Source organism: Mycobacterium shottsii (assembly GCF_010728525.1).
GTDB classification, from domain to species: domain Bacteria; phylum Actinomycetota; class Actinomycetes; order Mycobacteriales; family Mycobacteriaceae; genus Mycobacterium; species Mycobacterium marinum.
Window position 1 is genome coordinate 4599265 of record NZ_AP022572.1, and the last position, 25527, is coordinate 4624791.

Annotated in this window: 22 protein-coding genes and 2 pseudogenes; 17 read left to right on the top strand and 7 right to left on the bottom strand. The window is 65.8% G+C overall.

Annotated features, from left to right (window positions below; all coding sequences use genetic code 11):
• The first annotated feature begins 4 nt into the window (after positions 1–4).
• From aceE to G6N41_RS21280, 8 genes are all read left to right on the top strand, one after another.
• Positions 5–2794, top strand: a complete 2790-nt coding sequence (gene aceE / locus G6N41_RS21245) for a pyruvate dehydrogenase (acetyl-transferring), homodimeric type (RefSeq protein WP_198965584.1) — start codon at positions 5–7, stop codon at positions 2792–2794.
• A 133-nt stretch (positions 2795–2927) separates the two neighbouring features.
• Positions 2928–4238, top strand: coding sequence for a PucR family transcriptional regulator (locus G6N41_RS21250; protein WP_198965585.1), 1311 nt, complete (start codon positions 2928–2930; stop codon positions 4236–4238).
• 161 nt (positions 4239–4399) lie between these two features.
• The gene (locus G6N41_RS21255; protein ID WP_198965586.1) at positions 4400–5308 is read left to right on the top strand and encodes an ACP S-malonyltransferase; all 909 of its coding nucleotides are present in this window, start codon (positions 4400–4402) and stop codon (positions 5306–5308) included.
• Between the two features lie 72 nt (positions 5309–5380).
• Complete coding sequence (acpM, locus tag G6N41_RS21260; protein ID WP_011739486.1) at positions 5381–5728, top strand: meromycolate extension acyl carrier protein AcpM; 348 nt, start codon at positions 5381–5383, stop codon at positions 5726–5728.
• Positions 5725–6975, top strand: a complete 1251-nt coding sequence (kasA, locus tag G6N41_RS21265; protein WP_198965587.1) for a 3-oxoacyl-ACP synthase KasA — start codon at positions 5725–5727, stop codon at positions 6973–6975. The genes acpM and kasA overlap by 4 nt, the downstream gene beginning before the upstream one ends.
• An 81-nt stretch (positions 6976–7056) precedes the next feature.
• Positions 7057–8310 carry a 3-oxoacyl-ACP synthase KasB gene (kasB, locus tag G6N41_RS21270; RefSeq protein ID WP_036456394.1) on the top strand — a complete coding sequence of 418 codons (1254 nt, stop codon included), beginning with the start codon at positions 7057–7059 and terminating at the stop codon, positions 8308–8310.
• Positions 8311–8347: 37 nt separating this feature from the next.
• Positions 8348–9769, top strand: a complete 1422-nt coding sequence (locus G6N41_RS21275) for an acyl-CoA carboxylase subunit beta (protein ID WP_012394989.1) — start codon at positions 8348–8350, stop codon at positions 9767–9769.
• 125 nt (positions 9770–9894) lie between these two features.
• A complete protein-coding gene (locus tag G6N41_RS21280; protein WP_198965588.1) occupies positions 9895–10782 on the top strand; it encodes a hypothetical protein in 888 nt (295 codons plus the stop codon).
• Positions 10783–10862: 80 nt separating this feature from the next.
• On the opposite strand, the gene G6N41_RS21285 is transcribed toward G6N41_RS21280, so the two are convergent.
• Both G6N41_RS21285 and G6N41_RS21290 read right to left on the bottom strand, forming a co-directional pair.
• The gene (locus G6N41_RS21285; protein WP_198965589.1) at positions 10863–12398 is read right to left on the bottom strand and encodes a glycerol-3-phosphate dehydrogenase/oxidase; all 1536 of its coding nucleotides are present in this window, start codon (positions 12396–12398) and stop codon (positions 10863–10865) included.
• Positions 12398–12967 carry a TetR/AcrR family transcriptional regulator gene (locus G6N41_RS21290; RefSeq protein ID WP_198965590.1) on the bottom strand — a complete coding sequence of 190 codons (570 nt, stop codon included), beginning with the start codon at positions 12965–12967 and terminating at the stop codon, positions 12398–12400. The genes G6N41_RS21285 and G6N41_RS21290 overlap by 1 nt, the downstream gene beginning before the upstream one ends.
• A gap of 47 nt (positions 12968–13014) precedes the next feature.
• Here G6N41_RS21290 and G6N41_RS21295 point away from each other — a divergent pair, with 47 nt between their 5' ends.
• The 3 genes from G6N41_RS21295 to G6N41_RS21305 all read left to right on the top strand — a co-directional run bounded on the left by G6N41_RS21295 (position 13015) and on the right by G6N41_RS21305 (position 16195).
• Positions 13015–14595, top strand: coding sequence for an FAD-binding oxidoreductase (locus tag G6N41_RS21295; protein WP_198967957.1), 1581 nt, complete (start codon positions 13015–13017; stop codon positions 14593–14595).
• Positions 14596–14618: 23 nt separating this feature from the next.
• Positions 14619–15554, top strand: coding sequence for a diacylglycerol kinase (locus tag G6N41_RS21300; protein ID WP_198967958.1), 936 nt, complete (start codon positions 14619–14621; stop codon positions 15552–15554).
• A 122-nt stretch (positions 15555–15676) separates the two neighbouring features.
• On the top strand, positions 15677–16195 hold the full coding sequence (locus G6N41_RS21305) for an Rv2253 family sensor-like surface protein (RefSeq protein WP_198965591.1): 519 nt from the start codon (positions 15677–15679) through the stop codon (positions 16193–16195).
• Positions 16196–16200: 5 nt separating this feature from the next.
• Here G6N41_RS21305 and G6N41_RS21310 read toward each other — a convergent pair whose 3' ends face one another.
• From G6N41_RS21310 to G6N41_RS21320, 3 genes are all read right to left on the bottom strand, one after another.
• Complete coding sequence (locus tag G6N41_RS21310) at positions 16201–16713, bottom strand: DUF3145 domain-containing protein (RefSeq protein ID WP_198965592.1); 513 nt, start codon at positions 16711–16713, stop codon at positions 16201–16203.
• A 153-nt stretch (positions 16714–16866) separates the two neighbouring features.
• Complete coding sequence (locus G6N41_RS21315) at positions 16867–17685, bottom strand: serine hydrolase domain-containing protein (protein ID WP_198965593.1); 819 nt, start codon at positions 17683–17685, stop codon at positions 16867–16869.
• A 12-nt stretch (positions 17686–17697) separates the two neighbouring features.
• Entirely contained in the window at positions 17698–18759 is a 1062-nt protein-coding gene (locus tag G6N41_RS21320; RefSeq protein ID WP_198967959.1) for a class I SAM-dependent methyltransferase, read from the bottom strand.
• Here G6N41_RS21320 and G6N41_RS21325 point away from each other — a divergent pair.
• Genes G6N41_RS21325 through G6N41_RS21335 form a run of 3 tightly spaced genes read left to right on the top strand, consistent with a single transcriptional unit; the run spans position 18664 to position 20607 of the window.
• A complete protein-coding gene (locus tag G6N41_RS21325; protein ID WP_198968074.1) occupies positions 18664–18888 on the top strand; it encodes a hypothetical protein in 225 nt (74 codons plus the stop codon). The two genes, G6N41_RS21320 and G6N41_RS21325, sit on opposite strands and share 96 nt — an antisense overlap.
• 10 nt (positions 18889–18898) lie before the next feature.
• Entirely contained in the window at positions 18899–19984 is a 1086-nt protein-coding gene (locus G6N41_RS21330; RefSeq protein WP_036456390.1) for an S-(hydroxymethyl)mycothiol dehydrogenase, read from the top strand.
• Positions 19984–20607, top strand: coding sequence for an MBL fold metallo-hydrolase (locus G6N41_RS21335; RefSeq protein WP_020730617.1), 624 nt, complete (start codon positions 19984–19986; stop codon positions 20605–20607). Before G6N41_RS21330 ends, G6N41_RS21335 begins: the two co-directional genes overlap by 1 nt.
• Positions 20608–20669: 62 nt before the next feature.
• On the opposite strand, the pseudogene G6N41_RS21340 reads toward G6N41_RS21335, so the two are convergent.
• A pseudogene (locus G6N41_RS21340) lies at positions 20670–21418 on the bottom strand (SHOCT domain-containing protein).
• Positions 21415–22917 carry an apolipoprotein N-acyltransferase gene (lnt, locus tag G6N41_RS21345; RefSeq protein ID WP_198965594.1) on the bottom strand — a complete coding sequence of 501 codons (1503 nt, stop codon included), beginning with the start codon at positions 22915–22917 and terminating at the stop codon, positions 21415–21417. The pseudogene G6N41_RS21340 and the gene lnt overlap by 4 nt, the downstream one beginning before the upstream one ends.
• Before the next feature lie 82 nt (positions 22918–22999).
• On the opposite strand from lnt, the gene G6N41_RS21350 reads away from it, so the two are divergent.
• The 3 genes and pseudogenes from G6N41_RS21350 to G6N41_RS21360 all read left to right on the top strand — a co-directional run bounded on the left by G6N41_RS21350 (position 23000) and on the right by G6N41_RS21360 (position 25508).
• Complete coding sequence (locus G6N41_RS21350) at positions 23000–23953, top strand: SDR family oxidoreductase (protein ID WP_198965595.1); 954 nt, start codon at positions 23000–23002, stop codon at positions 23951–23953.
• 1 nt (position 23954) lies between these two features.
• Positions 23955–25061, top strand: a pseudogene (locus G6N41_RS21355) (SAM-dependent methyltransferase).
• Positions 25062–25151: 90 nt separating this feature from the next.
• Complete coding sequence (locus G6N41_RS21360; RefSeq protein ID WP_198965596.1) at positions 25152–25508, top strand: hypothetical protein; 357 nt, start codon at positions 25152–25154, stop codon at positions 25506–25508.
• Positions 25509–25527 lie beyond the last annotated feature (19 nt).

The window sequence follows — 25527 nt, forward strand, 5'->3', positions numbered from 1 at the left end:
AAGTTTGACCACCGAGTTCGTCCGCCACGATCTTGCCAAAACCTCAAGCAGCGCAAGCGAACCCGACCGCGTTCGGGTCATTCGCGAAGGCGTGGCGTCCTACCTGCCCGATATTGACCCCGAGGAAACTTCGGAATGGCTGGAGTCATTCGACGCACTCTTGGAGCACTCCGGACCGGCGCGGGCGCGCTATCTGATGCTGCGACTGCTCGAGCGGGCAGGCGAACAGCGCGTCGCCATCCCGTCATTGACCTCAACGGATTACGTCAACACCATCCCCACCGAGTTGGAGCCGTGGTTCCCCGGCGATGAGGATGTCGAGCGCCGCTACCGGACCTGGATCAGGTGGAACGCGGCAATCATGGTGCACCGCGCACAACGCCCGGGCGTCGGCGTCGGTGGCCACATTTCGACCTACGCTTCGTCCGCGGCCCTCTACGAAGTCGGCTTCAACCACTTCTTCCGCGGCAAATCGCATCCCGGCGGCGGAGACCAGGTGTTCATCCAGGGCCATGCCTCCCCCGGCATTTACGCCCGCGCGTTCCTGGAAGGACGACTGACCGCCGAAAAGCTGGACGGCTTCCGGCAGGAACACAGCCACCCCGGCGGCGGGCTACCGTCCTACCCGCACCCACGGCTGATGCCCGACTTCTGGGAATTCCCGACCGTATCGATGGGCCTGGGCCCGCTCAACGCCATCTACCAGGCGCGGTTCAACCACTACCTGCACGACCGCAGCATCAAGGACACCTCCGATCAGCACGTGTGGTGTTTCTTGGGCGACGGCGAGATGGACGAGCCGGAGAGCCGCGGGCTGGCCCACATGGGCGCCCTGGAAGGCCTGGACAACCTGACCTTCGTGATCAACTGCAATCTGCAACGCCTGGACGGCCCGGTCCGCGGCAACGGCAAGATCATCCAGGAGCTGGAGTCCTTCTTCCGCGGCGCGGGCTGGAACGTCATCAAGGTGGTCTGGGGCCGCGAATGGGATGCGCTGCTGCACGCCGACCGCGACGGCGCGCTGGTGAACCTGATGAACAGCACCCCCGACGGAGACTACCAGACCTACAAGGCCAACGACGGCGCCTACGTGCGCGATCACTTCTTTGGCCGCGACCCCCGGACCAAGGCCCTGGTGGCCAACATGAGCGACCAGGAGATCTGGAACCTCAAGCGTGGCGGCCACGACTACCGCAAGGTCTATGCCGCCTACCGCGCCGCCGTCGACCACAAGGGTCAGCCGACGGTGATCCTGGCCAAGACCATCAAGGGCTATTCGCTTGGCGCACACTTCCAGGGCCGCAATGCCACGCACCAGATGAAAAAGCTTGCCCTCGCCGACCTCAAGCGGTTCCGGGATTCGATGCGCATCCCGATCAGCGACGCCCAGCTCGACGAGGACCCCTACCTACCGCCCTACTACCACCCGGGCTCGGACGCCCCGGAGATCCGCTACATGCTGGACCGGCGCCGCACCCTGGGCGGGTTCCTGCCCGAGCGCCCGACCAAGACCAAGGCCCTGACCCTGCCCGGCCCCGACGCCTACAAGGTGCTCAAGAAGGGGTCCGGACAACAAGAGGTCGCCACCACCATGGCTCTGGTCCGCACCTTCAAAGAACTGTTGCGCGACAAGAACATCGGGAATCGGATTGTCCCGATCATTCCCGACGAGGCCCGCACCTTCGGGATGGACTCCTGGTTCCCGTCGCTCAAGATCTACAACCGCAATGGGCAGCTATACACCGCCGTCGACGCGGAACTGATGCTGGCGTACAAGGAAAGCCACATCGGCCAGATCCTGCACGAGGGCATCAACGAAGCCGGGTCGGTGGGCTCCTTCACCGCGGCCGGCACCTCGTATGCGACCCACAACGAGCCGATGATCCCGATCTACATCTTCTATTCGATGTTCGGGTTCCAGCGCACCGGCGACAGCTTTTGGGCCGCGGCCGACCAGATGGCGCGCGGGTTCGTGCTGGGTGCGACCGCTGGGCGCACCACGCTGACCGGTGAGGGTCTGCAACATGCCGATGGCCACTCGCTGCTGCTGGCCGCGACCAATCCGGCGGTGGTCTCCTACGACCCGGCGTTTGCCTACGAGCTCGCCTACATCATTGAAAATGGCCTGTCTCGGATGTTCGGGGAGAACCCGGAGAACATCTACTTCTACATCACCGTCTACAACGAGCCGTATGTGCAGCCAGCGGAGCCGGAGAACTTCGATCCCGAGGGCGTGCTGCGCGGCATGTACCGCTACCGTGCGGCGACCCAACAGTGCGCGCACAAGGCTCAGCTGCTGGCTTCCGGGGTGTCGATGCCCGACGCGCTGAAGGCGGCGCAGATGCTGGCCGACGAGTGGGACGTCGCGACCGACGTGTGGTCGGTGACCAGTTGGAGCGAGCTGAACCGCGACGGGGTGTCCATCGAACGTCACCGGCTGCGTCACCCCGGTGAACCCGCCGGTGTCGCCTACGTGACGACGGCGCTGGAAGGCACCAGCGGCCCGGTGGTCGCGGTATCGGACTGGATGCGCGCGGTTCCCGAGCAGATCCGGCCCTGGGTGCCCGGGACCTACGTCACCCTGGGCACCGACGGGTTCGGTTTCTCCGACACCCGGCCCGCCGCCCGCCGCTACTTCAACACCGATGCCGAGTCACAGGTGGTCGCGGTGCTCGAGGCGCTGGCCCGCGACGGTGAGATCGATGAGTCGGTGGCCGTCACCGCCGCCCGTCAGTACCGGATCGATGATGTGCAGGCCGCGCCGAAGCAGACCTCGGATTCCGGCGTCGCATAACCCCCGGCCGTTCGCCGCCGTGCGTCACGCCAGTGTGACGCACGGCGACGACCGCCACGCTGGCGTGACGATCGACGCCCGGCTCGCAAAACTTTTAGCAGGTTCTTCTAGAAATCAGGCGTAGCTTTTAGGCGTGAACGACAACCAGTTTTCCGCGATCGCGCGACTTGGGTCTGCAAGATCGCCGCTGGAACTCCTGGAAACCGTGCCCGATTCCCTGCTGCGGCGGTTGAAGCAGTACTCCGGCCGGCTGGCCACCGAGGCGGTCTCAGCCATGCAGGAGCGGCTGCCGTTCTTCGCTGACCTGGAAGCATCCCAGCGCGCCAGCGTGGCACTGGTGGTGCAGACGGCAGTGGTGAACTTCGCCGAGTGGATGCAGAATCCGCGCAGCGACGTCAGCTACACCGCGCAGGCGTTCGAACTGGTACCCCAGGACCTGACCCGACGCATCGCGCTGCGCCACACCGTGGACATGGTGCGCGTCACCATGGAGTTCTTCGAGGAAGTGGTGCCGCTGCTGGCCCGATCCGAAGAACAGCTGACCGCCCTGACGGTGGGCATCCTGAAATACAGCCGGGATCTGGCCTTCACCGCCGCCTCGGCCTATGCCGACGCAGCCGAAGCGCGCGGCACCTGGGACAGCCGGATGGAGGCCAGCGTGGTCGACGCGGTGGTACGCGGCGACACGGGTCCGGAACTACTGTCGCGGGCGGCGGCACTGAACTGGGACACGACCGCTCCGGCGACGGTGGTCGTGGGCACGCCGGCATCGGCGCACGACGGCTCCGACGGCAGCGAGCGGGCCATCCAGGACGTCCGGGACGCCGCCGCCCAGCACGGCCGAGCGGCGCTGACCGACGTGCACGGCACCTGGTTGGTGGCGATCGTGTCCGGCCACCTGTCCCCCACCGACAAAATCTTTAAAGACCTATTGGAGGCCTTTTCCGACGGGCCCGTGGTGATCGGCCCCACCGCCCCCATGCTGACGGCGGCCTATCACAGCGCCAGCGAGGCGATTTCCGGCATGAATGCGGTGGCGGGCTGGCGCGGAGCCCCGCGCCCCGTGCTGGCCCGGGAATTGCTGCCCGAACGAGCCCTGATGGGTGACGCGTCGGCCATCGTGGCGCTGCACACCGACGTGATGCGGCCGCTGGCCGATGCCGGTCCAACGCTGATCGAGACACTGGACGCTTACTTAGATTGTGGCGGTGCTATTGAGGCTTGTGCCAGGAAGTTGTTCGTTCATCCAAACACCATCCGCTACCGACTCAAGCGGATCACCGATTTCACCGGGCGTGATCCGACTCAGCCACGCGATGCCTATGTCCTTCGAGTGGCCGCGACGGTGGGCCAACTGAACTACCCAACGCCGCCGTCGGGCGCCGCCAACAACGCCATCACGCCGGTTCCACTCCCGGTCAGAAGGGGTACGGAAGGGCCATAAAGACCCGACCTGAGCCAATAGTGACCTAGAGCATAAGTCGCGGGGCGATCTCAAACATGTAGCTTACCGAGCTGTTTTGTAGGGTCCCCACAAAAACCTAAGACGAGGTTCATAATCTGTTACACCGCGCAAAACCGTCTTCACAGTGTTCTCTTAGACACGTGATTGCGTTGCTTGCGCCCGGACAGGGCTCCCATACCCAGGGAATGCTGTCGCCGTGGCTGGAACTGCCAGGCGCGGCGGACCAGATCGCCTCCTGGTCGCAGGCCAGTGGCCTGGACCTCGCCCGCTTGGGCACCACCGCGACGACGGAGGAGATCACCGACACCGCGGTTGCTCAGCCCTTGATCGTTGCGGCCACCCTGCTGGCCCACCAGGAGCTGATCAGGCGGGGCTTGCTCAACGACCAAGAAGTGATCGTGGCCGGGCACTCGGTCGGCGAAATCGCGGCCTACGCGATCGCCGGTGTGATGGCCGCCAACGATGCTGTCTCACTTGCCGCCACCCGCGGCGCGGAGATGGCCAAGGCGTGCGCCACCGAGCCGACCGGCATGTCTGCCCTGCTGGGCGGCACCGAGGACGAGGTGCTGAGCCGCCTCGAACAACTCGACTTGGTCCCCGCCAACCGCAACGCCGCCGGCCAGATCGTTACCGCCGGTCGCCTGACCGCATTGGAGAAGCTCGCCGAGGACCCACCAGCGAGGGCCCGAGTACGCGCCCTGGGGGTCGCCGGAGCGTTCCACACCCAGTTCATGGCTCCCGCGCTCGAGGGGTACGCCGCGGCGGCCGAGGCCATCGCCACCGCTGAGCCCACCGCGACGCTGCTGTCCAACCGCGACGGCAAGCCGGTCACATCTGCGGCCGCGGCGATGCAGACTCTGGTCTCGCAGCTCACTCAGCCGGTCCGATGGGACCTGTGTACCGCGACCATCCGCGAGCACAGTGTCACGGCGATCGTGGAGTTCCCCCCCGCGGGCACCCTCACCGGCATCGCCAAACGCGAACTTCGGGGGGTTCCGACGCACGCCGTCAAGTCACCCGCAGATCTGGACGAATTGGCAAACCTCTAGCCACCGGTTACGTCCAGAACCAAAGCACGTCAATTCGATTTACACACAACATATTACGAAGGGAAACAAGTCGTGGCCGTCAGTCAGGAAGAAATCATCGCCGGTATCGCCGAGATCATCGAAGAGGTCACCGGTATCGAGCCGTCGGAAGTTACCCCGGAGAAGTCGTTCGTCGACGACCTGGACATCGACTCGCTGTCGATGGTTGAGATCGCCGTGCAGACCGAGGACAAGTACGGCGTGAAGATCCCCGACGAGGACCTCGCTGGTCTGCGTACCGTCGGTGACGTCGTCTCCTACATCCAGAAGCTCGAGGAAGAGAACCCCGAGGCTGCCGAGGCCCTGCGCGCCAAGCTCGAGACCGAGAACCCCGAGGCTGCCGCCAACGTCAAGGCGAGGCTGGAAGCAGAGAGCAAGTGACCAAGCCTTCCACTGCTAATGGCGGTTACCCCAGCGTTGTGGTAACCGCCGTCACAGCGACGACGTCGATCTCGCCGGACATCGAAAGCACGTGGAAGGGCCTGTTGGCCGGCGAGAGCGGCATCCACGTCCTTGATGACGAGTACCTCACCAAGTGGGACCTGCCGGTCAAGATCGGTGGGCACCTCAAGGATCCGGTGGACAACCACATGGGCCGGCTGGACATCCGACGGATGTCGTATGTCCAGCGCATGGCCAAGTTCCTGAGCGGGCAACTCTGGGAGTCCGCCGGCAGCCCCGAGGTCGATCCGGAACGGTTTACCGTCGTGGTTGGTACCGGTCTGGGTGGCGCCGAGCGCATCGTTGAGAGCTACGACCTGATGAACGAGGGCGGGCCCCGTAAGGTGTCCCCGCTGGCCGTTCAGATGATCATGCCCAACGGTGCCGCGGCGGTCGTTGGTCTGCAGCTGGGCGCCCGTGCCGGGGTGATCACTCCGGTGTCGGCGTGTTCGTCGGGTTCGGAGGCCATCGCCCACGCATGGCGTCAGATCGTCATGGGTGATGCCGACGTCGCCGTCTGCGGTGGCGTCGAAGGCCCCATCGAGGCGCTGCCCATCGCGGCGTTCTCCATGATGCGGGCCATGTCCACCCGCAACGACGAACCCGAGCGCGCCTCGCGGCCGTTCGACAAGGACCGTGATGGTTTCGTGTTCGGCGAGGCCGGTGCGCTCCTGCTCATCGAGACCGAGGAGCACGCCAAGGCCCGTGGCGCCAAGCCGCTGGCCCGGCTGATGGGTGCAGGTATCACCTCCGACGCGTTCCACATGGTGGCTCCTGCCGCCGACGGTGTGCGTGCCGGACGGGCGATGCAGCGGTCCATGGAGTTGGCCGGTTTGTCCCCCAAGGACATCGATCACGTCAACGCGCATGGAACGGCGACACCGATCGGTGATTCCGCCGAAGCCAACGCCATCCGGGTGGCGGGGTGCGAGAACGCGGCGATCTACGCGCCGAAGTCGGCACTGGGTCACTCCATTGGCGCGGTCGGCGCGCTCGAATCGGCACTCACCGTGCTGTCGCTGCGTGACGGAGTCATCCCACCCACCTTGAACTACGAGACACCCGATCCCGAGATCGATCTGGATGTTGTGGCAGGCGAACCGCGTTACGGCGAATTCCAGTACGCCATCAACAACTCGTTCGGCTTCGGCGGCCACAACGTGGCGCTCGCGTTCGGGCGCTACTAAGCACGTTGTCCGGCAACGAAGCAGGCCCCTAACGGCCCGAAGAGGAGCCGGACAGATACGGAAGGAATCTTCGCAACACCCATGACAGAGCTGGTTACCGGGAAAGCGTTCCCGCATGTGGTCGTCACCGGCATTGCCATGACTACTGCACTCGCAACCGACGCTGAAACCACGTGGAAGCTGTTGTTGGACAGCCAAAGCGGGATTCGCACGCTCGACGACCCGTTCGTTGAGGAGTTCAACCTGCCGGTTCGCATCGGCGGGCACCTGCTCGAAGAGTTCGACCACCAACTCACCCGGGTCGAACTGCGTCGGACGGCTTACCTGCAAAGAATGTCCACCGTCATCGGCCGTCGAGTTTGGGAGAACGCCGGATCCCCCGAGGTCGACACCAACCGTTTGGCAGTATCGATCGGCACCGGGTTGGGCTCAGCTGAGGAGCTCGTCTTCGGGTACGACGAAATGCGGGTGCGTGGGTTTCGCGCGATCTCCCCGTTGGCCGTGCAGAAATACATGCCCAACGGGGCCGCGGCGGCCGTCGGTCTCGAACGCCACGCCAAAGCGGGTGTGATGACACCGGTGTCGGCGTGTGCGTCCGGTTCCGAGGCCATCGCCCGGGCCTGGCAGCAAGTCGTGCTCGGTGAGGCCGACATCGCCATCTGTGGTGGTGTGGAAACCCGGATCGAGGCGGTGCCGATCGCCGGATTCGCCAACATGCGGATCGTGATGTCCACCAACAACGAAGACCCCGCCGGTGCCTGTCGGCCATTCGACAAGGACCGCGACGGCTTCGTGTTCGGCGAGGGCGGCGCCTTGATGGTGATCGAGACCGAGGAGCATGCGAAGGCTCGCGGCGCCAACATCCTGGCCCGCATCATGGGCGCCAGCATCACCTCGGATGGCTTCCACATGGTCGCGCCGGACCCCAACGGGGAACGCGCCGGACACGCGATCACCCGGGCCGTCCAGCTCGCGGGCCTGCAGCCCAGCGACATCGATCATGTCAATGCCCACGCGACCGGCACCCAGGTCGGTGACGTCGCCGAAGGCAGGGCCATCAACAACGCCCTCGGCTCCCACAAGCCGGCGGTGTACGCGCCCAAGTCCGCTCTGGGCCACTCGGTTGGTGCGGTCGGCGCGGTGGAATCGATCTTGACCGTCCTCGCGTTGCGGGACCAGGTCGTTCCGCCGACACTGAACCTTGTCAACCTCGATCCAGAAATCGACCTAGACGTGGTAGCGGGTAAGCCGCGGCCTGGCAACTACAGGTACGCGGTCAACAACTCGTTCGGATTCGGCGGACACAACGTGGCAATCACGTTTGGGCGTTATTAACACCCAAGCAACACCCGTTAACTACAGGAGACCTGCGATGACAATCATGGCCCCCGAGGCGGTTGGCGAGTCGCTCGACCCCCGCGACCCGCTGTTGCGACTGAGCAACTTCTTCGACGACGGCACCGTGGTGCTTTTGCACGAGCGTGACCGGTCCGGAGTGCTGGCCGCATCGGGCACCGTGAACGGTGTGCGCACCATTGCTTTCTGCACCGACGGCACCGTAATGGGTGGCGCGATGGGTGTCGAAGGCTGCGCGCACATCGTCAACGCCTATGACACCGCGATCGACGAGCAGAGCCCGATTGTGGGTATCTGGCACTCGGGCGGTGCCCGTCTGGCCGAGGGCGTGCGGGCACTGCACGCGGTCGGTCAGGTATTCGAAGCGATGATCCGCGCGTCGGGCTATGTCCCGCAGGTTTCGGTGGTCGTGGGCTTCGCCGCCGGCGGCGCCGCCTACGGGCCGGCGCTGACCGACGTCGTCGTCATGGCACCGGAAAGCCGGGTGTTCGTCACCGGGCCCGACGTGGTGCGCAGTGTTACCGGCGAGGACGTCGACATGGCCTCGCTGGGCGGCCCGGAGACCCACCACAAGAAGTCCGGGGTGTGCCACATCGTCGCTGACGACGAGCTCGACGCCTACGAGCGGGGCCGCCGCCTGGTCGGCTTGTTCTGCCAGCAGGGGCATTTCGACCGCAGCAAGGCAGAGGCCGGCGACACCGACATCCACGCGCTGCTGCCCGAGTCGGCTCGGCGGGCCTACGACGTGCATCCGATCGTGACCGCAATCCTTGATGCGGACACGCCTTTCGACGAGTTCCAGGCCAACTGGGCGCCGTCGATGGTGGTCGGCCTGGGACGGCTGTCCGGCCGCACCGTCGGGGTACTGGCCAACAATCCGCTGCGACTGGGCGGCTGCCTGAACTCCGAAAGCGCCGAGAAGGCAGCACGTTTCGTGCGCCTGTGCGACGCGTTCGGCATCCCGCTGGTGGTAGTTGTGGATGTTCCGGGTTATCTGCCCGGCGTCGACCAGGAGTGGGGCGGCGTGGTGCGCCGCGGCGCCAAACTGCTGCACGCCTTCGGCGAGTGCACCGTTCCGCGTGTCACGCTGGTCACCCGGAAGACCTACGGCGGGGCCTACATCGCCATGAACTCGCGTTCGCTCAACGCGACCAAGGTGTTCGCCTGGCCGGACGCCGAGGTGGCGGTGATGGGCGCCAAGGCCGCGGTCGGCATCCTGCACAAGAAGAAGCTGGCCGCGGCGGCCGAGCACGAGCGTGAGGCTCTGCACGACGAGCTGGCCGCCGAGCACGAGCGGATCGCCGGTGGTGTGGATAGCGCCATCGACATCGGTGTGGTCGACGAGAAGATCGACCCCGCGCACACTCGCAGCAGGCTCACCGAGGCGCTGGCGCAGGCACCCGCACGCCGCGGTCGCCACAAGAACATCCCGCTCTGATTTCTCCCGCGAGCAGACGCGGAATCGCACTGCGCGTGCTTCGCGCAGTGCGATTTTGCGTCAGCTCGCCGCAGTTATCCCCAGCCTGACTGGCCAAGCCGAGGCCCTGCTCGCATCCTCGGTCAGTGCCCACAGATGCCCAGGCGCTGTTGCAGAAATCCGGCGGGTTCGCCACGACCACGCAGCTGTTGACGGTCATGACCCGCCAACAGCTCGATGTTCGGGTCAGAAACGGCAGCCTGGTGCGGGTATGGCATGGCGTCTACGCGGCCGAGGAACCGAATCTGTTGGGCCGCTTGACCGCACTCGACGTATTCATGGGCCGACCGGTCGTGGCGTGCATGGGTACGGCAGCCACTTTGTACGGGTTCGACACCGAGTGCAGCTCCGCCGTCCACGTACTGGACCCCGGCGTCCGGATGCGCCCCACGGTCGGCCTGATGGTTCATCAACGCATTGGCGCGCGGTTGCAGCGGGTGGCTGGGCGGCTGGCGACCGCCCCGGCATGGACGGCTGTGGAGGTCGCCAGAGCGCTGCGCCGTCCGCGAGCACTGGCAACACTTGATGCCGCGCTGTGGTCAATGCAGTGCACTCGCGATCAAATCGAATCCGCGGTTGCCGAGCAGCACGGCCGGCGCGGGATCGTTGCGGTACGCGAACTCCTGCCACTTGCCGACCCACGCGCGGAGTCGGCCATGGAAAGTGAGACCCGGCTGGTCATGATTGATGGCGCGTTGGCGCGTCCGGAACTGCAGTATCTGATCCACGGTTCCGATGGCGAGCTGTGGCGAGTGGACTTCGCCTGGCCCGACCTGCGCCTGGCCGCCGAATACGACAGCATCGACTGGCACGCCGGACGAGTGGAAATGCTGCGGGACAAGACCCGCTGGGCCAAGATCCAAGACCTCGGGTGGACGATCATCCCGATTGTCGTCGATGACGTCAGACGCGAGCCCGGCCGTCTCGTGCAGAGAATCGGCAACCACCTCGATCGCCTGCGCGCAGCCAGCTGACGGCCCCGCCCTCCCCCGCGAGCAGACGCAGAATCGCACGCGCCGGGCCGGCGCCGTGCGATTCTGCGTCTGCTCGCCAGTCAGCCGACCCCCGCCAGAAACTCCTCGGCGATGCCGACCACGCGCTGCCGATCATGGGGCACCAACCCGATGCGGGTCCGGCGATCGAGGATGTCCTCGGCGTCCAGTGCGCCCTCGTGGGTGACCGCGTACTCGAACTCGGCCCTGGTCACGTCGATGCCTTCGGCGACCGGGTCGGTAGGCCGCTCACATGTTGCGGTCGCGACGACGTTGGCCGCCTCCGCTCCGAAGCGCGCGACCAGAGACTCGGGCAGGCCACCCGGACCGGCGGCCGGCCCGGGGTTGGCCGGCGCCCCGATCAGCGGCAGGTCTCGCGTTCGGCACTGGTTGGCCTGCAACTGCCGCAAGCTGATGGCGCGATTGAGCACATCCTCTGCCATGTAACGGTATTCGGTCAGCTTGCCACCGACCACGCTGATCACACCCAATGGCGACTCGATGACCGCGTGGTCGCGCGAGACGTCAGCGGTGCGACCTTCCCCGGTGTCGATCAGCGGTCGCAGACCGGCGTAGGCTCCGATGACGTCAGAAGTCTGCAACGCGGTGCCCAGCGCGGTGTTGACCGTATCGAGCAGGAACATGATTTCTTCCGAAGAAGGTTCTGGCACATCGGGAATCGGACCTGGGGCGTCTTCGTCGGTAAGCCCGAGATAGACGCGACCCAACTGCTCGGGCATGGCGAACACGAACCGGTTGAGTTCACCGGGAATCGGAATAGTCAGCGCCGCAGTCGGATTGCCGAAGGCGTTCGCATCGAACACAAGATGGGTGCCACGGCTCGGACGCAGCTTCAGCGCGGGGTCGATCTGGCCACCCCACACTCCAGCGGCGTTGATCACCGCGCGCGCAGACACGTCGAACGACTCTCCGCTACGTTGGTCGGTCAACCGAGCCGACGTGCCGGTGGCCTCGGACGCCCCAACATATGTCAGGATGCGCGCACCATACTGGGCCGCGGTGCGCGCGACCGCGGTAACCAGCCGGGCGTCATCGATCAATTGCCCGTCGTAGGCGAGAAGGCCGCCGGCCAACCCGTCACGCCGCACGGTCGGCGCCAGCTCCACCACACGCTGCGCTGAAACTCGCCGCGACCGGGGCAATGTCGAGGATGGCGTGCCCGCAAGCATCCGCAACGCGTCACCGGCCAGAAACCCAGTCCGCACCAGGGCACGCTTGACATGATCCATCGACGGCAGCAACGGGACCAGTTGCGGCATCGCGTGAACAAGATGCGGGGCATTGCGTGTCATCAGAATTCCGCGCTCGATGGCGCTGCGGCGGGCGATGCCGACGTTCCCGCTCGCCAGATACCGCAGCCCGCCGTGCACCAGTTTCGAGCTCCACCGGCTGGTGCCGAAGGCCAGGTCATGCTTTTCCACCAAGGCCACTTGCAGGCCCCGCGACGCGGCATCCAAGGCGATACCGACACCGGTGATGCCGCCGCCGATGACGAGGACGTCCAGCGCTTCGCCGTCAGCGAGTGCGGTGAGTTCGGTGCTGCGGCGAGCGGCGTTGAGTGCGGTCGAGTCAGGCATTAGGCCAGGTATCCGTTCAGTGAGTAGGTGAGTTCTGCGGCCAGGGCCTCGGAGTCGAGGATCGGATCGATGATGTCCACCGACTGGATGGTCGACTGGGTGATCAGCAAGACCATGGCCGCAAGTTTGCGGGGATCGCCGGCGCGGACGCTGCCCGTTCCTTGGGCGACTTGCAGCCGCGCCGCAAGTCCTTCGAGCCGGAAGTGCTGGCTGGCGCCGAGACGCTCGGTGATGTACACCCGGGCCAGGTCCGAGTGCATGAGTGCCTTGACCAATTCGTCGCCCCGGAGCCGATCGGCCACGGCAACCACTTGCCGTACCACGGTCTGTCGGTCATGGCCGTCGAGGGACACCGCGCGCACCACGTCGGTGACATGGCTGGTCAGCAGCGCCGAAATGATCGACCGCGTATCCGGCCAGCGGCGGTACACGGTGGGGCGGCTCACGCCCGCACGCCGCGCGATCTCGGCGAGGGTCACGCGGTCGACACCGTAGTCGCGAACGCAGCTCGCGGCCGCCTGAAGTATGCGGTCCCCAATATCTTCGGGAGCATTACTCATTGACAGCATGTGTAATACTGTAACGCATGAGGCATCCTGAGGAACTCCTTCCACCGATGAAATGGAACGCGTGGGGAGATCCCGCCGCAGCCAAGCCGCTCTCCGACGGCATCCGGGCCCTCCTGAAGCAGGTTGTGGGCCTAGAGGATTCAGGCGAAGCCGAACTCGGTGCCGACCAGGTCAAGCTGCGCCCGTGCGCGTTGTCGCAAAGCGATCAGGATGCGCTGGCCAAGATTGTCGGGCCCGAATACATGCGCACCGCCGACCGCGACCGGCTGCTGCGCGCTGGCGGCAAGTCCACCCGCGACATGCTGCGACGGAAGGACACCGGCATCCAGGATGCGCCAGACGCGGTCCTGCTGCCCGGCGACGACCAGGCCGTTGCCGAGATCCTGCGGTACTGCTCGGATCAGGGCATCGCGATCATCCCGTTTGGGGGCGGCACCAACGTGACCGGTGGACTGGACCCCAACCGCGGCCAGTTCAGCGCCGTGATCTCGCTGGACCTACGCCGGTTCAACGAACTGCACTCCCTCGACGAAGTCTCGGGCATCGCCGAGCTGGGCGCCGGCGTCACCGGCCCGGACGCCGAACGGCTGCTCGGCGAGCGCGGCTTCTCTCTCGGGCACTTCCCGCAGAGCTTCGAATACGCAACCATCGGCGGCTTCGCGGCGACCCGGTCCTCAGGCCAGGATTCGGCCGGGTACGGCCGCTTCAACGACATGATCATCGGCTTGCGCATGGTCACTCCGGCAGGCGTGCTGGATCTTGGTCGGGTGGCCGCCTCCGCCGCCGGTCCGGACCTGCGTCAGCTGGCGATCGGCTCGGAAGGTGTTTTCGGTGTCATCACCAAGGTGCGGCTGCGGGTGCACCCGGTGCCCGAAACCACCCGATATGAGGCGTGGTCGTTTCCGGACTTCAGCACCGGGGTCGCGGCCCTGCGCGCGATCACCCAGACCGGCACCGGCCCGACCGTGGTGCGACTATCCGATGAGGCCGAAACCGGGATCAACCTGGCCACCCACGAGTCGATCGGCGAAAACCAAGTAACCGGCGGATGTCTGGGACTGACCCTGTTCGAGGGCACCAAGGAACACACCGAGAGCAGGCACGCCGAGACCCGCGCGTTGCTGGAGGCCCACGGCGGCAAGTCACTGGGTGAAGGCCCGGCCCAGAGCTGGGAGCATGGCCGGTTCAGCGCTCCCTACCTGCGCGATTCATTGCTGGCCGCCGGTGCGCTCTGCGAAACCCTCGAGACGGCCACCGACTGGTCCAACATTGCCGCGCTCAAAGCCGCGGTTACCGAGGCACTAACCACGTCGTTGGCGGAGTCGGGCACGCCGGCGCTGGTGATGTGCCACGTCTCGCACGTCTACCCCACCGGTGCATCGCTGTACTTCACCGTCGTCGCCGGGCAGCGGGGTAATCCGATCGAGCAATGGATGGCCGCCAAGAAGGCCGCATCGGATGCGATGATGGCCACCGGCGCAACCATCACGCACCACCACGCCGTCGGCGCCGACCATCGGCCCTGGATGCGCGACGAGGTGGGCGACCTGGGTGTACAGCTGTTGCGCGCGGTCAAGGCCGCCCTGGACCCGGCTGGGATCCTCAACCCCGGCAAGCTGATTCCGTGACCCCCGAGAACCCGATCAACCCGTTGGCAGGGCAACTACGTCAGCGCAGCATCAGCAAGGTGACCGCCCTGACCAATCCGCTGTCCGGACATGGTGCCGCGGTCCAGGCCGCCCAGCACGCGATCGCCCGGCTGCATCATCGTGGCGTCGAGGTCATCGAGATCGTTGGTGAAAACGCCGAGGATGCGCTCTACCTGCTGGCCGCGGCGGTCGAGAAGGGCACAGATGCGGTCGTCGTTACCGGCGGCGACGGCGTCATCTCCAACGCGTTGCAGGTGCTGGCCGAAACCGATGTCCCGCTGGGCATCATCCCGGCCGGCACCGGCAACGATCACGCGCGTGAATTCGGGATTCCCACAAAGGATGCCGAAGCCGCCGCGGACATCGTGGTGGACGGCTGGACCGAATCCATCGACCTGGGCCGGATTCAGGCCGGCAGCGGCAAAGACAAGTGCGACAAATGGTTTGGCACCCTGGCCGCAACCGGTTTCGATTCGCTGGTAACCGACCGGGCCAACCGGATGACCTGGCCGCACGGACGACTGCGGTACTACATCGCGATGCTGGTCGAACTGTCGCAGCTGCGGCCATTGCCATTCCGGCTGGTGCTCGACGGCACCGAGGAGATCGAAACCGACCTCACGCTGGCGACATTCGGCAACACCCGCAGCTACGGCGGCGGGATGCTGATGTGCCCCAACGCCGACCGTACCGACGGTCTGCTGGACATCACCATGGTGCGATCCGGCTCGCGCAGCAGATTCCTGCGGCTGTTCCCGACGGTGGTCAAGGGCACTCAAGTGGAGCTCGACGAAGTGACCACCGCACGAGCCAAGTCCATCGACGTTGAATGCCCTGGCATCAACGTGTATGCCGACGGTGACTACGCGTGCCCATTGCCGGCCAATATCTCCGCGGTCGCGGGCGCACTGCAGATATTGCGGCCCAACGACCGATAATGTTTTGCAGCGCCGCCGGGTCGCCGATGCCAATTCTCGGGCGACCTGTCGACGCCCCTTCCTGTAACACCTAATGCACCGAATACGACATCTCTCTCAGAGCCGCTCAGCTGGGAGGGAAGATGTCGAGGCCTCACCAAACCGGACTTGGAGCCGCGGCAGCGGCTTGGTTTTGCGTCTCATTGTGTTTCGCGCCGCCGGCTTACGCGGGTGAAGTTGCGGCATGGAATGGGGATTACATTCTGACGCTGGCCGCCAATGCGAAGACCGGCACCAGCATCGCGGCCAGCCAACCCGAGTTTGCCCACCGGATCAGCGCCTCCATTAGCTCCAGCTGCTCGGCGGGCGTCTGCACTGCGACGGTGAATAACCCTCCCCCGCCCAAAAATAAATCCATGCCGCAATCAATCGAATTCACCTGGAACGGGTCCCAATGGGTACGCGAGATGACCTGGAAATGGGATTGTCTAGTGCCGGACGGCACCATTGAGTACAACCCGGCCAAATCCATCTCGGTGTACACGCCCGGCGACTACGGAATTCTCACCGGCGTCTTTCACACCAACATCTACAGCGGCGCGTGCAAAGGCAACGTCGATATGCCGTTGTCGGCCAAACCGGTCGCGGTGCCGGTCAGCTAGCCTGACTAGCCGACGCCGCGGCTGAGCCAGGTCACCTCACCGGTGTCGCCACCGTCGCGGTAGTCCTCCAGCGCCTCGTCCCACGCCGTTCCGAGTACCGAGTCCAATTCGGCAGCAAGGGTGTCCGCCCCCTGCGCCATCAGGGTCCGAAGCCGCATCTCGCCCACCATGGTGTCGCCGTTGGCGCTCATCGCCCCGCTCCACAAGCCGAGCTGCGGAGTGTGGCAGAACCGCTGCCCGTCCACGCCGGGGCTGGGATCCTCGGTGACCTCAAACCGCAGCACCGACCACGAGCGCAACGCGTTGGCCAGCCGGCCGCCGGTGCCCACCGGCCCGACCCAGTTGGTGACGGCACGCAACTGGCCAGGCATCGCCGGCTGCGGCGTCCAGACCAGGTTGGCCTTGGCATGCAGGGTCGACGACAGTGCCCACTCGACATGCGGGCACATCGCCGCTGGAGAGGCGTGGACGTACACCACGCCGCTCGTCACGTCGGCGAACTGATTCGATGCACGCATCTCTTACTCCTTCGGTTCCACGAGGGACGTCTTCCCCAACGACCTGGTGAACCCGATAGGCGGGATGCCTGCGACGAAACTTCTGCGATTTTTGATGTCTTGCGTGTCTATTGTGCCCTGTGAGACCCCTGTTGCGCTAGTGTGCAGTTCGCATTAGGCATATTCGGCTAGCACGGAGTCCGAAAGCGCTGGCCAGGGCTCTCGCGCCCAGTCCCCGAAATCACGGTCGGTAAGGACCACCAACGCCAGGTCGGCTTCGGGATCCACCCAGATGAAGCCACCCGCCTGCCCGAAATGGCCGTAGGTTCGCGGCGAGTTGCGGATACCGGTCCAGTGCGGCGACTTGGCGCTCTTGATCTCAAATCCCAGCCCCCAGTCGTTGGGGCGCTGCACACCAAATCCGGGCAACACACCGTCCAGACCGGGAAACTGCACGGCGATCGCCTCGGCGTGCATCGGCGGGGAGACCGTCGACGGACGCAACAGGTCGCCCGCGAACAGCGCCAGGTCGCCAACCGTCGAGGTGGCCCCGAACCCGGCCGCGGCCGCGCCGCCTTCCAGCTTGCTCGTCGACATGCCCAGCGGCTCGAACACCGCCTCGGCCAGATAGCTACTGAACTCGATTCCGGATTCCTGCGCCACGGCTTCGGCCAGCGCGGTGAAGCCGTAGTTGGAATACATGCGGCGGGTCCCGGGCCGGGCGAGCACCTGATTGGTGTGCATTGACAGGCCCGAGGTGTGCGCCAGGAGGTGGCGAATGGTGGAGTCGGGCGGGCCCGCCGGGGTGTCGAGGTCGACGACGCCTTCCTCGATCGCGATCTGCGCGGCGCGCGCCGCCATCGGTTTGGTCACCGAAGCCAACGCGAAGACCTTCTCGACATTGCCGTGCGTCGCCAATACACCGGTAGGGCCGATCAACGCTGCGGCGGCGGCCGGTACCGGCCAATCATCAAGAGCGTCCAGAGCGGCCATCGTGGCGGTTCGTCACTTCCTGGCGATGTAGTAGTTGTTCAGCGGGTCCGACTCGATCTCGGCCACCGTCACGTCCTCGAATCCGGCGTCGGCCAGCATCTTGGTGGCCAGCTGGCTGCCCCATACCGTCCCCAAGCCGACGCCGTCCAACGCCAGCGACACGGTCATGCAGTGCATCATCGAGATTGTGTACAGGTAGGTGCTCATCGGGTTGCCGACGTTGTCTTCGAGTCGGCTCGACGCCTTGACGTCGACCATCAGCAGCACGCCGCCGGGCCGCAGCGCGCGGTAGATGTTCTCCAGCACGCGCGCCGGCTGCGCCTGATCGTGAATGGTATCGAAGGCGGTGATGACGTCGTAGACCCCGACATCGTCCAGGGTGGTCAGATCCCGAGATTGAAAGGTTGCGTTGGACAGGCCGCGACGCTTCGCCTCCTGGGAGGCTGCCGCGATGGCTGGCTCGGAGAAGTCGATGCCGGTGAACCGGCTTTTCGGAAATGCCTGCGCCATCAGGTTGACCGCGTGACCGCTACCGCAACCGAAATCGGCCACCTCCGCGCCGGCCTGCAAGCGTTCGGGAAGGCCCTCGACCAGCGGCACAATCACGTCGACCAGCGCACTGTCGAATACCTCGCCGCTCATCTCGGCCATCAGCGTATGAAAGCGCGGGTATTTATTGTAGTGCACACCGCCCCCTTCCCGGAAGCAGGCGATCACCTTCTGTTCGACCTCTCCGAGCAGTGAGATGAATTGCGTCACGCGGGCCAGGTTGTTCGGGCCGGCGGCCCGCGTCAGCATGGCCGCGCGATGTTCGGGCAGCGAATATGTGGCCGTCTCGGCGTCGTACTCAATCACCTGCCCGGCCGTCATCCCGCCCAGCCATTCCCGCACATAACGCTCGTCGAGGCCCACCGCCTCGGCGATTTGGGTGCTAGTGGACGGCGGCAATTGAGAAATGACATCTAGCAGCCCGGTCTGATGTCCGACACTGAGCAAGATCGTCAAACCGGCGCTGTCGATGGCCGCGACAATTCTGCTGCCGAATTCCTCCGTGGTTTCGGTTCCGCCGTCGATTGCCGTCATGCTCAGCGACGCTACACCGGCATCGCCGCCCGTCGGGCCGGCTATCGGGACCAAAGCTCAACGCAATATGGGCGCCGCGAGCGCAGGCGCGGCGCAACCGCCGCGAATGCCGAACAGTAGGTTAGAGGCCATGAGTCAGACAGTGCGCGGCGTAATTTCCCGGAAAAAGGGCGAACCCGTTGAATTGGTGGACATCATCATCCCGGATCCCGGGCCCGGCGAAGCCGTCGTCGATATCAGCGCTTGCGGCGTTTGTCATACCGATCTGACCTACCGCGAGGGCGGCATCAACGACGAGTACCCGTTCCTGTTGGGCCACGAGGCCGCGGGCACGGTCGAAGCGGTTGGGCCCGGGGTAACCAACGTGGAGCCGGGCGATTTCGTGATCCTGAACTGGCGTGCGGTGTGCGGCCAGTGCCGGGCCTGCAAACGGGGCCGGCCGAGCTACTGTTTCGACACGTTCAACGCCGAGCAGAAGATGACACTGACCGACGGTACCGAACTCACCCCGGCACTGGGCATCGGGGCATTCGCCGACAAGACGCTGGTGCACTCCGGCCAATGCACCAAGGTTGATCCCGCGGCCGACCCCGCCGTGGCGGGCCTGTTGGGTTGCGGGGTGATGGCAGGACTGGGCGCCGCGGTCAACACCGGTGGCGTCACCCGCGATGACACCGTCGCGGTGATCGGTTGTGGCGGCGTGGGTGATGCCGCCATCGCCGGTGCGGCGCTGGTCGGAGCCAAGAAGATCATCGCCGTCGACACCGACAACACCAAACTGGAGTGGGCGCGCGCCTTCGGCGCCACCCACACCGTCAACGCCCGCGAACTCGACGTCGTCGAAACGATCCAGGACCTCACCGGCGGCTTTGGGGTCGACGTGGTGATCGACGCGGTCGGCCGGCCCGAAACCTGGAAGCAGGCGTTCTACGCTCGCGATCTCGCCGGAACCGTTGTCCTGGTAGGGGTTCCCACCCCCGACATGCGGCTGGACATGCCGCTGGTGGACTTCTTCTCCCGCGGTGGCGCGTTGAAGTCGTCCTGGTACGGCGATTGCCTACCCGAGCGCGACTTCCCCACCCTGATCGACCTCTACCTGCAGGGCCGGCTTCCGCTGGACAAGTTCGTTTCCGAGCAGATCGGTCTGGGCGGTATCGAGGAGGCATTCGAGAAGATGCACGCCGGCAAGGTGCTGCGCTCGGTGGTGGTGTTGTAGTGGTTCACATCGACCGGGTGGTGACCCACGGAACCTTCGAACTCGACGGCGGCAGTTGGGAAGTCGACAACAACATCTGGCTGGTCGGCGACGACTCCGATGTGGTGGTCTTCGACGCCGCCCATCAGGCGGCTCCGATCATCGAGGCGGTCGCCGGCCGCAATGTGGTTGCGGTGGTGTGCACCCACGGCCACAACGACCACGTGACGGTGGCTCCCGAACTCGGCGCGGCACTCGACGCTCCGGTGCTGCTCCACCCCGGCGATGAGATGCTGTGGCGGATGACCCATCCGGACAAGGACTTTCGCGCTGTCTCTGACGTTGAGACACTGCGGGTCGGCGGTACCGAGCTACGCGCAATGCACACTCCGGGCCACTCCCCGGGATCGGTGTGCTGGTACGCCCCGGAGCTGGATGTGGTGTTCAGCGGGGACACGCTGTTTTGCGGCGGACCCGGCGCGACGGGACGCTCGTTTTCCGACTTCCCGACCATCCTGCAGTCGATATCCGAACGGCTGGGCAAGCTGCCCGGCGACACCGTCGTACATACCGGCCATGGCGACAACACCACCATCGGCGACGAAATCGTGCACTACGAAGAATGGGTGGCCCGCGGCCACTAGGGCGCAACAGGTCAAACGCTCACCGAGATCGGCGAGCAAGCCACGCGCCCGCGCGACGCCGGCTATCTGCCGTCGAGGATCCGGCGTTTCTCGCTCTGGAATTCCTCCTCGGTCAGCGCCCCGAATCGCGCAACGCCGCCAGCGTCTTGAGCCGCTCCAGCCTGATCCCGTCGTCGCTGGGCTCGTAGGCCGTCCTGGGCGGATCGCTGGGGTGGGAAGCCAGGATGGGCGCTTCGGCAAAGTAGGGGCTGGCCGGCGGCGCCGATGCGGCCGGGCGGCTGTGGCTCAGCCACACCACCGAAAGCACCAAGTCGATCAGCCCGACGCCGAACATGGCGACGAAAACCCACACCAACCAGCCATACGAACTCTGGTGCCCGAACGCCAGCCGGGGGTTGATGTATCCGCCGACCTCGCCGTCGGTCGTGACGCGGTAGGTGGCCTCGACGGGAACGCGAACCATCCATACCCGTACGTGGGCGTCGTTGTTGACCGTCGTTGTACTGCCGATACTTTCGGTTACCTCCGGTTGCGGGACACCGTCGGGCGGACTGATCGAGATCCCCAACGGCGGCACCGGCAGGCCAACGCCGTTGGTGCCGCCGATGACCAGCGTGTGCAGGCTGACGGTGACATCTCCGGCCGGCAAATGCACGCTGCCCGAACCGGGGATCGCCACCTCGCCGTACGCGTCGTACTTGTCCAGGAAGAACGCGTTGAGCACCCGGGTGACGATGAAGCCGGCCACCGACACCACCAACGTTAGGATGGCGACGGTCAGCGAAAACTTGGCGACCCGTCTGCTAGTCATGCACGCAGTGTGTCACGCATTCGATAACGGCGAAGCCCAGCTGAGCCGGCGTATCCCGCCAGCACCACCAGGGCCGTCACCGGCACCCAATCCCCCAGTCGTCGATACAGCGTGTCGCGCGAACCCAGCTCGATGCTGACCACCGTCACGCCCGCGAAGTCCGACGGGCACCACGCCAGCCGGCGTCCCCGGGCGTCGAAGGCCGAACTGTCACCGGACAACCCGGCGTGCACCGCGGGTCGCCCCACTTCGACGGCACGCACCGCGGGTTGGTTGGCCAACTGCGGCTGCGCCCAACTCCCTTGAAACGACGAGGTGGAACTCTGGAATGCCAACAACTCGGCGCCCAGCAGCGCTTCGCGTCGGGCCAGATCGGAAAACGTCGTCTCGTAGCTGATCAGCGGTCCGATGGCCAGCGGTCCGGCATGCAGCACCACCGGGCCGGTTCCCCGCCGCCGGTCCTCCGCGGCGGCCTTGGTGCCCTGGGTGATCCAGCCAACCAACCGCCGCAGCGGAACGTATTCACCAAACGGCACCAAGCGGGTCTTGCGGTAGCTGCCCGCCACGCCGTGCTCACCGAGCAGCACCGACGACTTGTAGATGCCCCCACCCGGTGCCCGCGCATCGACATTGACCAGCAGATCCGCGCCGACCCGCGCGGACAGGTCCGCCAGCCGGGCCAGGTCGCCGGGATGGTCGGCCAGGTCGTGGCCGACGCTGCTTTCCCCCCAGACCACCAGGTCCGGCCGTTGACCCACCAAGCCGGCGGTCAGTTCTTCACTGGCCGCCTGGCGGGCCGTCGAGTCGGCGATGGGGCCCGGCTGCACCAGCGCCACCCGAATCACCGGACCCGCAGCGGGAGCTGGGCCAACGAGGTACCACAGCGGTCCGAGGCCCACCCCCGCCACCGCGCAGCCCAGCAGCACCAGCCGGGGCAGCCCTTGGCCCACGATGCCGGCCACGATGGCTGTATTGACAGCCATCACCAGAAAGCTGGTCAGCCACACCCCGCCCACCGATGCCGACGCAAGCGTGTAGGGCTGGTTCCATTGCGACGCACCCAGCGGAGCCCACGGACCGCCCAATGGCGGCCAGGACCGCGCCGCTTCTGCCACCACCCAGGCGCTCGGTACGACGGCCAGTGCCCCAGCCGCGCGGGCGGCGGAAAGCGGTGCCGACAGCAGGCGGTGCGCAACCCAACCCCACGGCAACCACAACGCGCCCATTCCGAGAGCCAACAACGCCAGCGGCGGGCCGATGCTGGCGGCCAACCAGTACTGGTTGGCCAGCACGAAACCGGCAACACCGCAACCGGCCCGCACCGCACCATCGCCGGACGTCGCCGCTGCCCGCACCACCAGCAGCAGCGGCACCAGCGCGAACCAGGCCAACCACCACCACGATGGCGCCGGGAAAGCGAGCGCGGGTAGCGTGCCGAGGGCCAATGCTGCCGTCCACCCGAAAGCACGCCGCCGGAGCGTTCTCGGGTGCGGGACCATGGGCTAAAGCATGCCGCTCCGACTCGCGGATAGCGGGGAAAAGCGCACACTGGACAGCAACACCGGAAAGGGAGTGATACGCATGGCCAGCGATCTCATCGCCACCGTGCCCGATCTGTCCGGAAAACTCGCGGTAGTCACCGGAGCCAATAGTGGGTTGGGTTTTGGGCTGGCCCGGCGGCTGTCGGCGGCGGGCGCCGATGTGGTGATGGCAATCCGCAACCGCGCCAAGGGCGAGGCGGCAATCGAGGAGATCCGCAGTGCCGTGCCCGACGCCAAGTTGAGTATCAAGGCGCTCGATCTGTCCTCGCTGGCGTCGGTGGCCGCATTGGGTGACCAGCTCAACTCCGAGGGCCGCCCGATCGACATCCTGATCAACAACGCCGGCGTCATGACTCCGCCCGAACGTGATACCACCGCCGACGGCTTCGAATTGCAGTTCGGCAGTAACCATCTCGGACACTTCGCGCTGACCGCGCACGTGCTGCCGCTGCTGCGCGCGGCGCAAGGCGCGCGGGTGGTATCGCTGAGCAGCCTGGCGGCCCGGCGTGGCCGTATCCACTTTGACGACCTGCAGTTCGAGAAGTCATACGCTGCGATGACGGCATACGGTCAATCCAAGCTGGCAGTGCTGATGTTCGCGCGCGAGCTGGACCGTCGCAGCCGGGCGGCGGGTTGGGGCGTGATGTCCAACGCGGCGCACCCGGGACTGACCAAGACCAACCTGCAGATCAGCGGGCCTTCGCATGGGCGGGAGAAGCCGGCACTGATGCAGCGGTTCTACACCACCTCATGGCGTTTCGCTCCGTTCCTTTGGCAAGAAATCGAAGACGGCATCCTGCCGGCGCTCTACGCCACCGTTACACCGCAGGCCGAGGGCGGTGCTTTCTACGGCCCGCGGGGCTTTTATGAGGCGGCCGGTGGCGGTGTGAGGGCGGCCAAGGTGCCCGCTCGTGCTGGCAATGACACTGACTGCCAAAGCCTTTGGGAGGTTTCCGAACGTCTCACGGGTGTCGGTTACCCCACGTCGAGCTGACATGCCACGGGAGATCAGGCTGCCGGAGTCAAGTGTGGTGGTCCGGCCGGCGCCAATGGAAAGTGCGACCTACAGCCAGTCGTCGAGGCTACAGGCCGCGGGCTTGTCGCCGGCCATCACGCTGTTCGAAGAGGCCGCGCAAACCGTGCCGCTGCCCGATGCACCGCAACCGGTCGTCATCGCCGACTACGGGGTGGCCACCGGCCACAATTCACTCAAGCCCATGATGACCGCGATCAACGCACTTCGCCGTCGCACCCGTGAAGATCGCGTAATCATGTTGGCGCACACCGATGTACCGGACAACGATTTCACTGCGTTGTTCCGCACGTTGGCCGATGACCCGGACAGCTACCTGCACCATGACTCGGCGAGCTTCGCATCGGCAGTCGGCAGGTCGTTTTATACCCAGATCCTGCCCAGCAATACGGTGAGCCTGGGCTGGAGTTCATGGGCGATCCAATGGCTTAGCCGTATCCCCGCGGGGGCGCCGGAACTCACCGATCACGTGCAAGTCGCCTACAGCAAAGACGAGCGAGCGCGCGCGGCATACGCGCACCAGGCCGCCACGGATTGACAGGACTTTCTTGCCTTCCGGGGTCGGGAGCTGTGTCCGGGCGGGTGATTGGTGGTGCTGACAATGGCGCTCGACGAACACGGCCACTTCGGCTATCGACCGATGAACGACGCGCTTGTGGCGGCGCTCAACGATCAGGTGCGCGACGGGCTGCTGCGCCCAGAAGAGCTGCGACGCATGGCGATACCCGTGGTCGCCCGGGCCGAAAAGGACCTGCGCGCTCCGTTTGCGCCGCGCGGCTGGTTCGAGGGTCTGACCATCGAGCAGCTCGACGTGTTCAACGCCGAGGATCGGTTCTGGGCCGCCTTCCAATCAGACGGCGACGCAGAGGCTTTCGGAGCGCAGTGGGCCGACTTCGCTCGGGCGGCGTTGTTCCCCACGCTCGCGGCGGCGTTGGACTGCGGGACCGGCGACCCTCGCGCAACCGCGTTCATCGAGCGGCTGGAGGCTTCCGTCGCCGACCGGCTGGCAAGCCAGCCCGAGCCGATACGGATTCCGCTGGCATCGCTGGTGCTTGCCAAGCGCGCCTGATCGCGGTAGCGCGCGTTTCGACCCGGCATCGGGATGGGTAACCGGAGTTGAGGGTCGGTCACAACCGCAACTGCGCAGGGAGCAAGAGCCATGACTGCAGCCCAAGATCAGCCGGCCGACCAACATGAGGAGCCGGATCGTTCCGACAACATCGAGCCGGACCAAGGCGCCCAAGACAAGGCCGCCGAGATGATGACTGCCTATGAGGACCGGCCGACGCTGGTGTTACCCGGTTCCGGCAAGACCATCACCGGGACCGCGGTCAACGACTGGCTCGACGAAAACGGCGACCCCAAGGCCGCCGGTGACCGGGACGCCCCAGCGGCGAAGGCCAAAGACGTCGCCACAACAAGCAAGGCCGACGGGACCGGCGAGTGGAGCGCCGAAGAAAACTACGCCAAAGACAAGGCCTACAACGAGCGCGTCCTCAAGGATGCCGCCAGCTGAACGCCGCGGGGCGGTCGCT

Excerpts from the sequence above, each read along its gene's own strand:
- kasB (WP_036456394.1), top strand. The coding sequence starts at position 7,057 with ATGACAGAGCTGGTTACCGGGAAAGCGTTCCCGCATGTGGTCGTCACC.
- G6N41_RS21275 (WP_012394989.1), top strand. The coding sequence starts at position 8,348 with ATGACAATCATGGCCCCCGAGGCGGTTGGCGAGTCGCTCGACCCCCGC.
- G6N41_RS21285 (WP_198965589.1), bottom strand. The coding sequence starts at position 12,398 with ATGCCTGACTCGACCGCACTCAACGCCGCTCGCCGCAGCACCGAACTC.
- G6N41_RS21290 (WP_198965590.1), bottom strand. The coding sequence starts at position 12,967 with ATGCTGTCAATGAGTAATGCTCCCGAAGATATTGGGGACCGCATACTT.
- G6N41_RS21295 (WP_198967957.1), top strand. The coding sequence starts at position 13,015 with ATGAAATGGAACGCGTGGGGAGATCCCGCCGCAGCCAAGCCGCTCTCC.
- G6N41_RS21305 (WP_198965591.1), top strand. The coding sequence starts at position 15,677 with ATGTCGAGGCCTCACCAAACCGGACTTGGAGCCGCGGCAGCGGCTTGG.
- G6N41_RS21310 (WP_198965592.1), bottom strand. The coding sequence starts at position 16,713 with ATGCGTGCATCGAATCAGTTCGCCGACGTGACGAGCGGCGTGGTGTAC.
- G6N41_RS21315 (WP_198965593.1), bottom strand. The coding sequence starts at position 17,685 with ATGGCCGCTCTGGACGCTCTTGATGATTGGCCGGTACCGGCCGCCGCC.
- G6N41_RS21325 (WP_198968074.1), top strand. The coding sequence starts at position 18,664 with ATGTCCGACACTGAGCAAGATCGTCAAACCGGCGCTGTCGATGGCCGC.
- G6N41_RS21330 (WP_036456390.1), top strand. The coding sequence starts at position 18,899 with ATGAGTCAGACAGTGCGCGGCGTAATTTCCCGGAAAAAGGGCGAACCC.
- lnt (WP_198965594.1), bottom strand. The coding sequence starts at position 22,917 with ATGGTCCCGCACCCGAGAACGCTCCGGCGGCGTGCTTTCGGGTGGACG.
- G6N41_RS21350 (WP_198965595.1), top strand. The coding sequence starts at position 23,000 with ATGGCCAGCGATCTCATCGCCACCGTGCCCGATCTGTCCGGAAAACTC.
- G6N41_RS21360 (WP_198965596.1), top strand. The coding sequence starts at position 25,152 with ATGACTGCAGCCCAAGATCAGCCGGCCGACCAACATGAGGAGCCGGAT.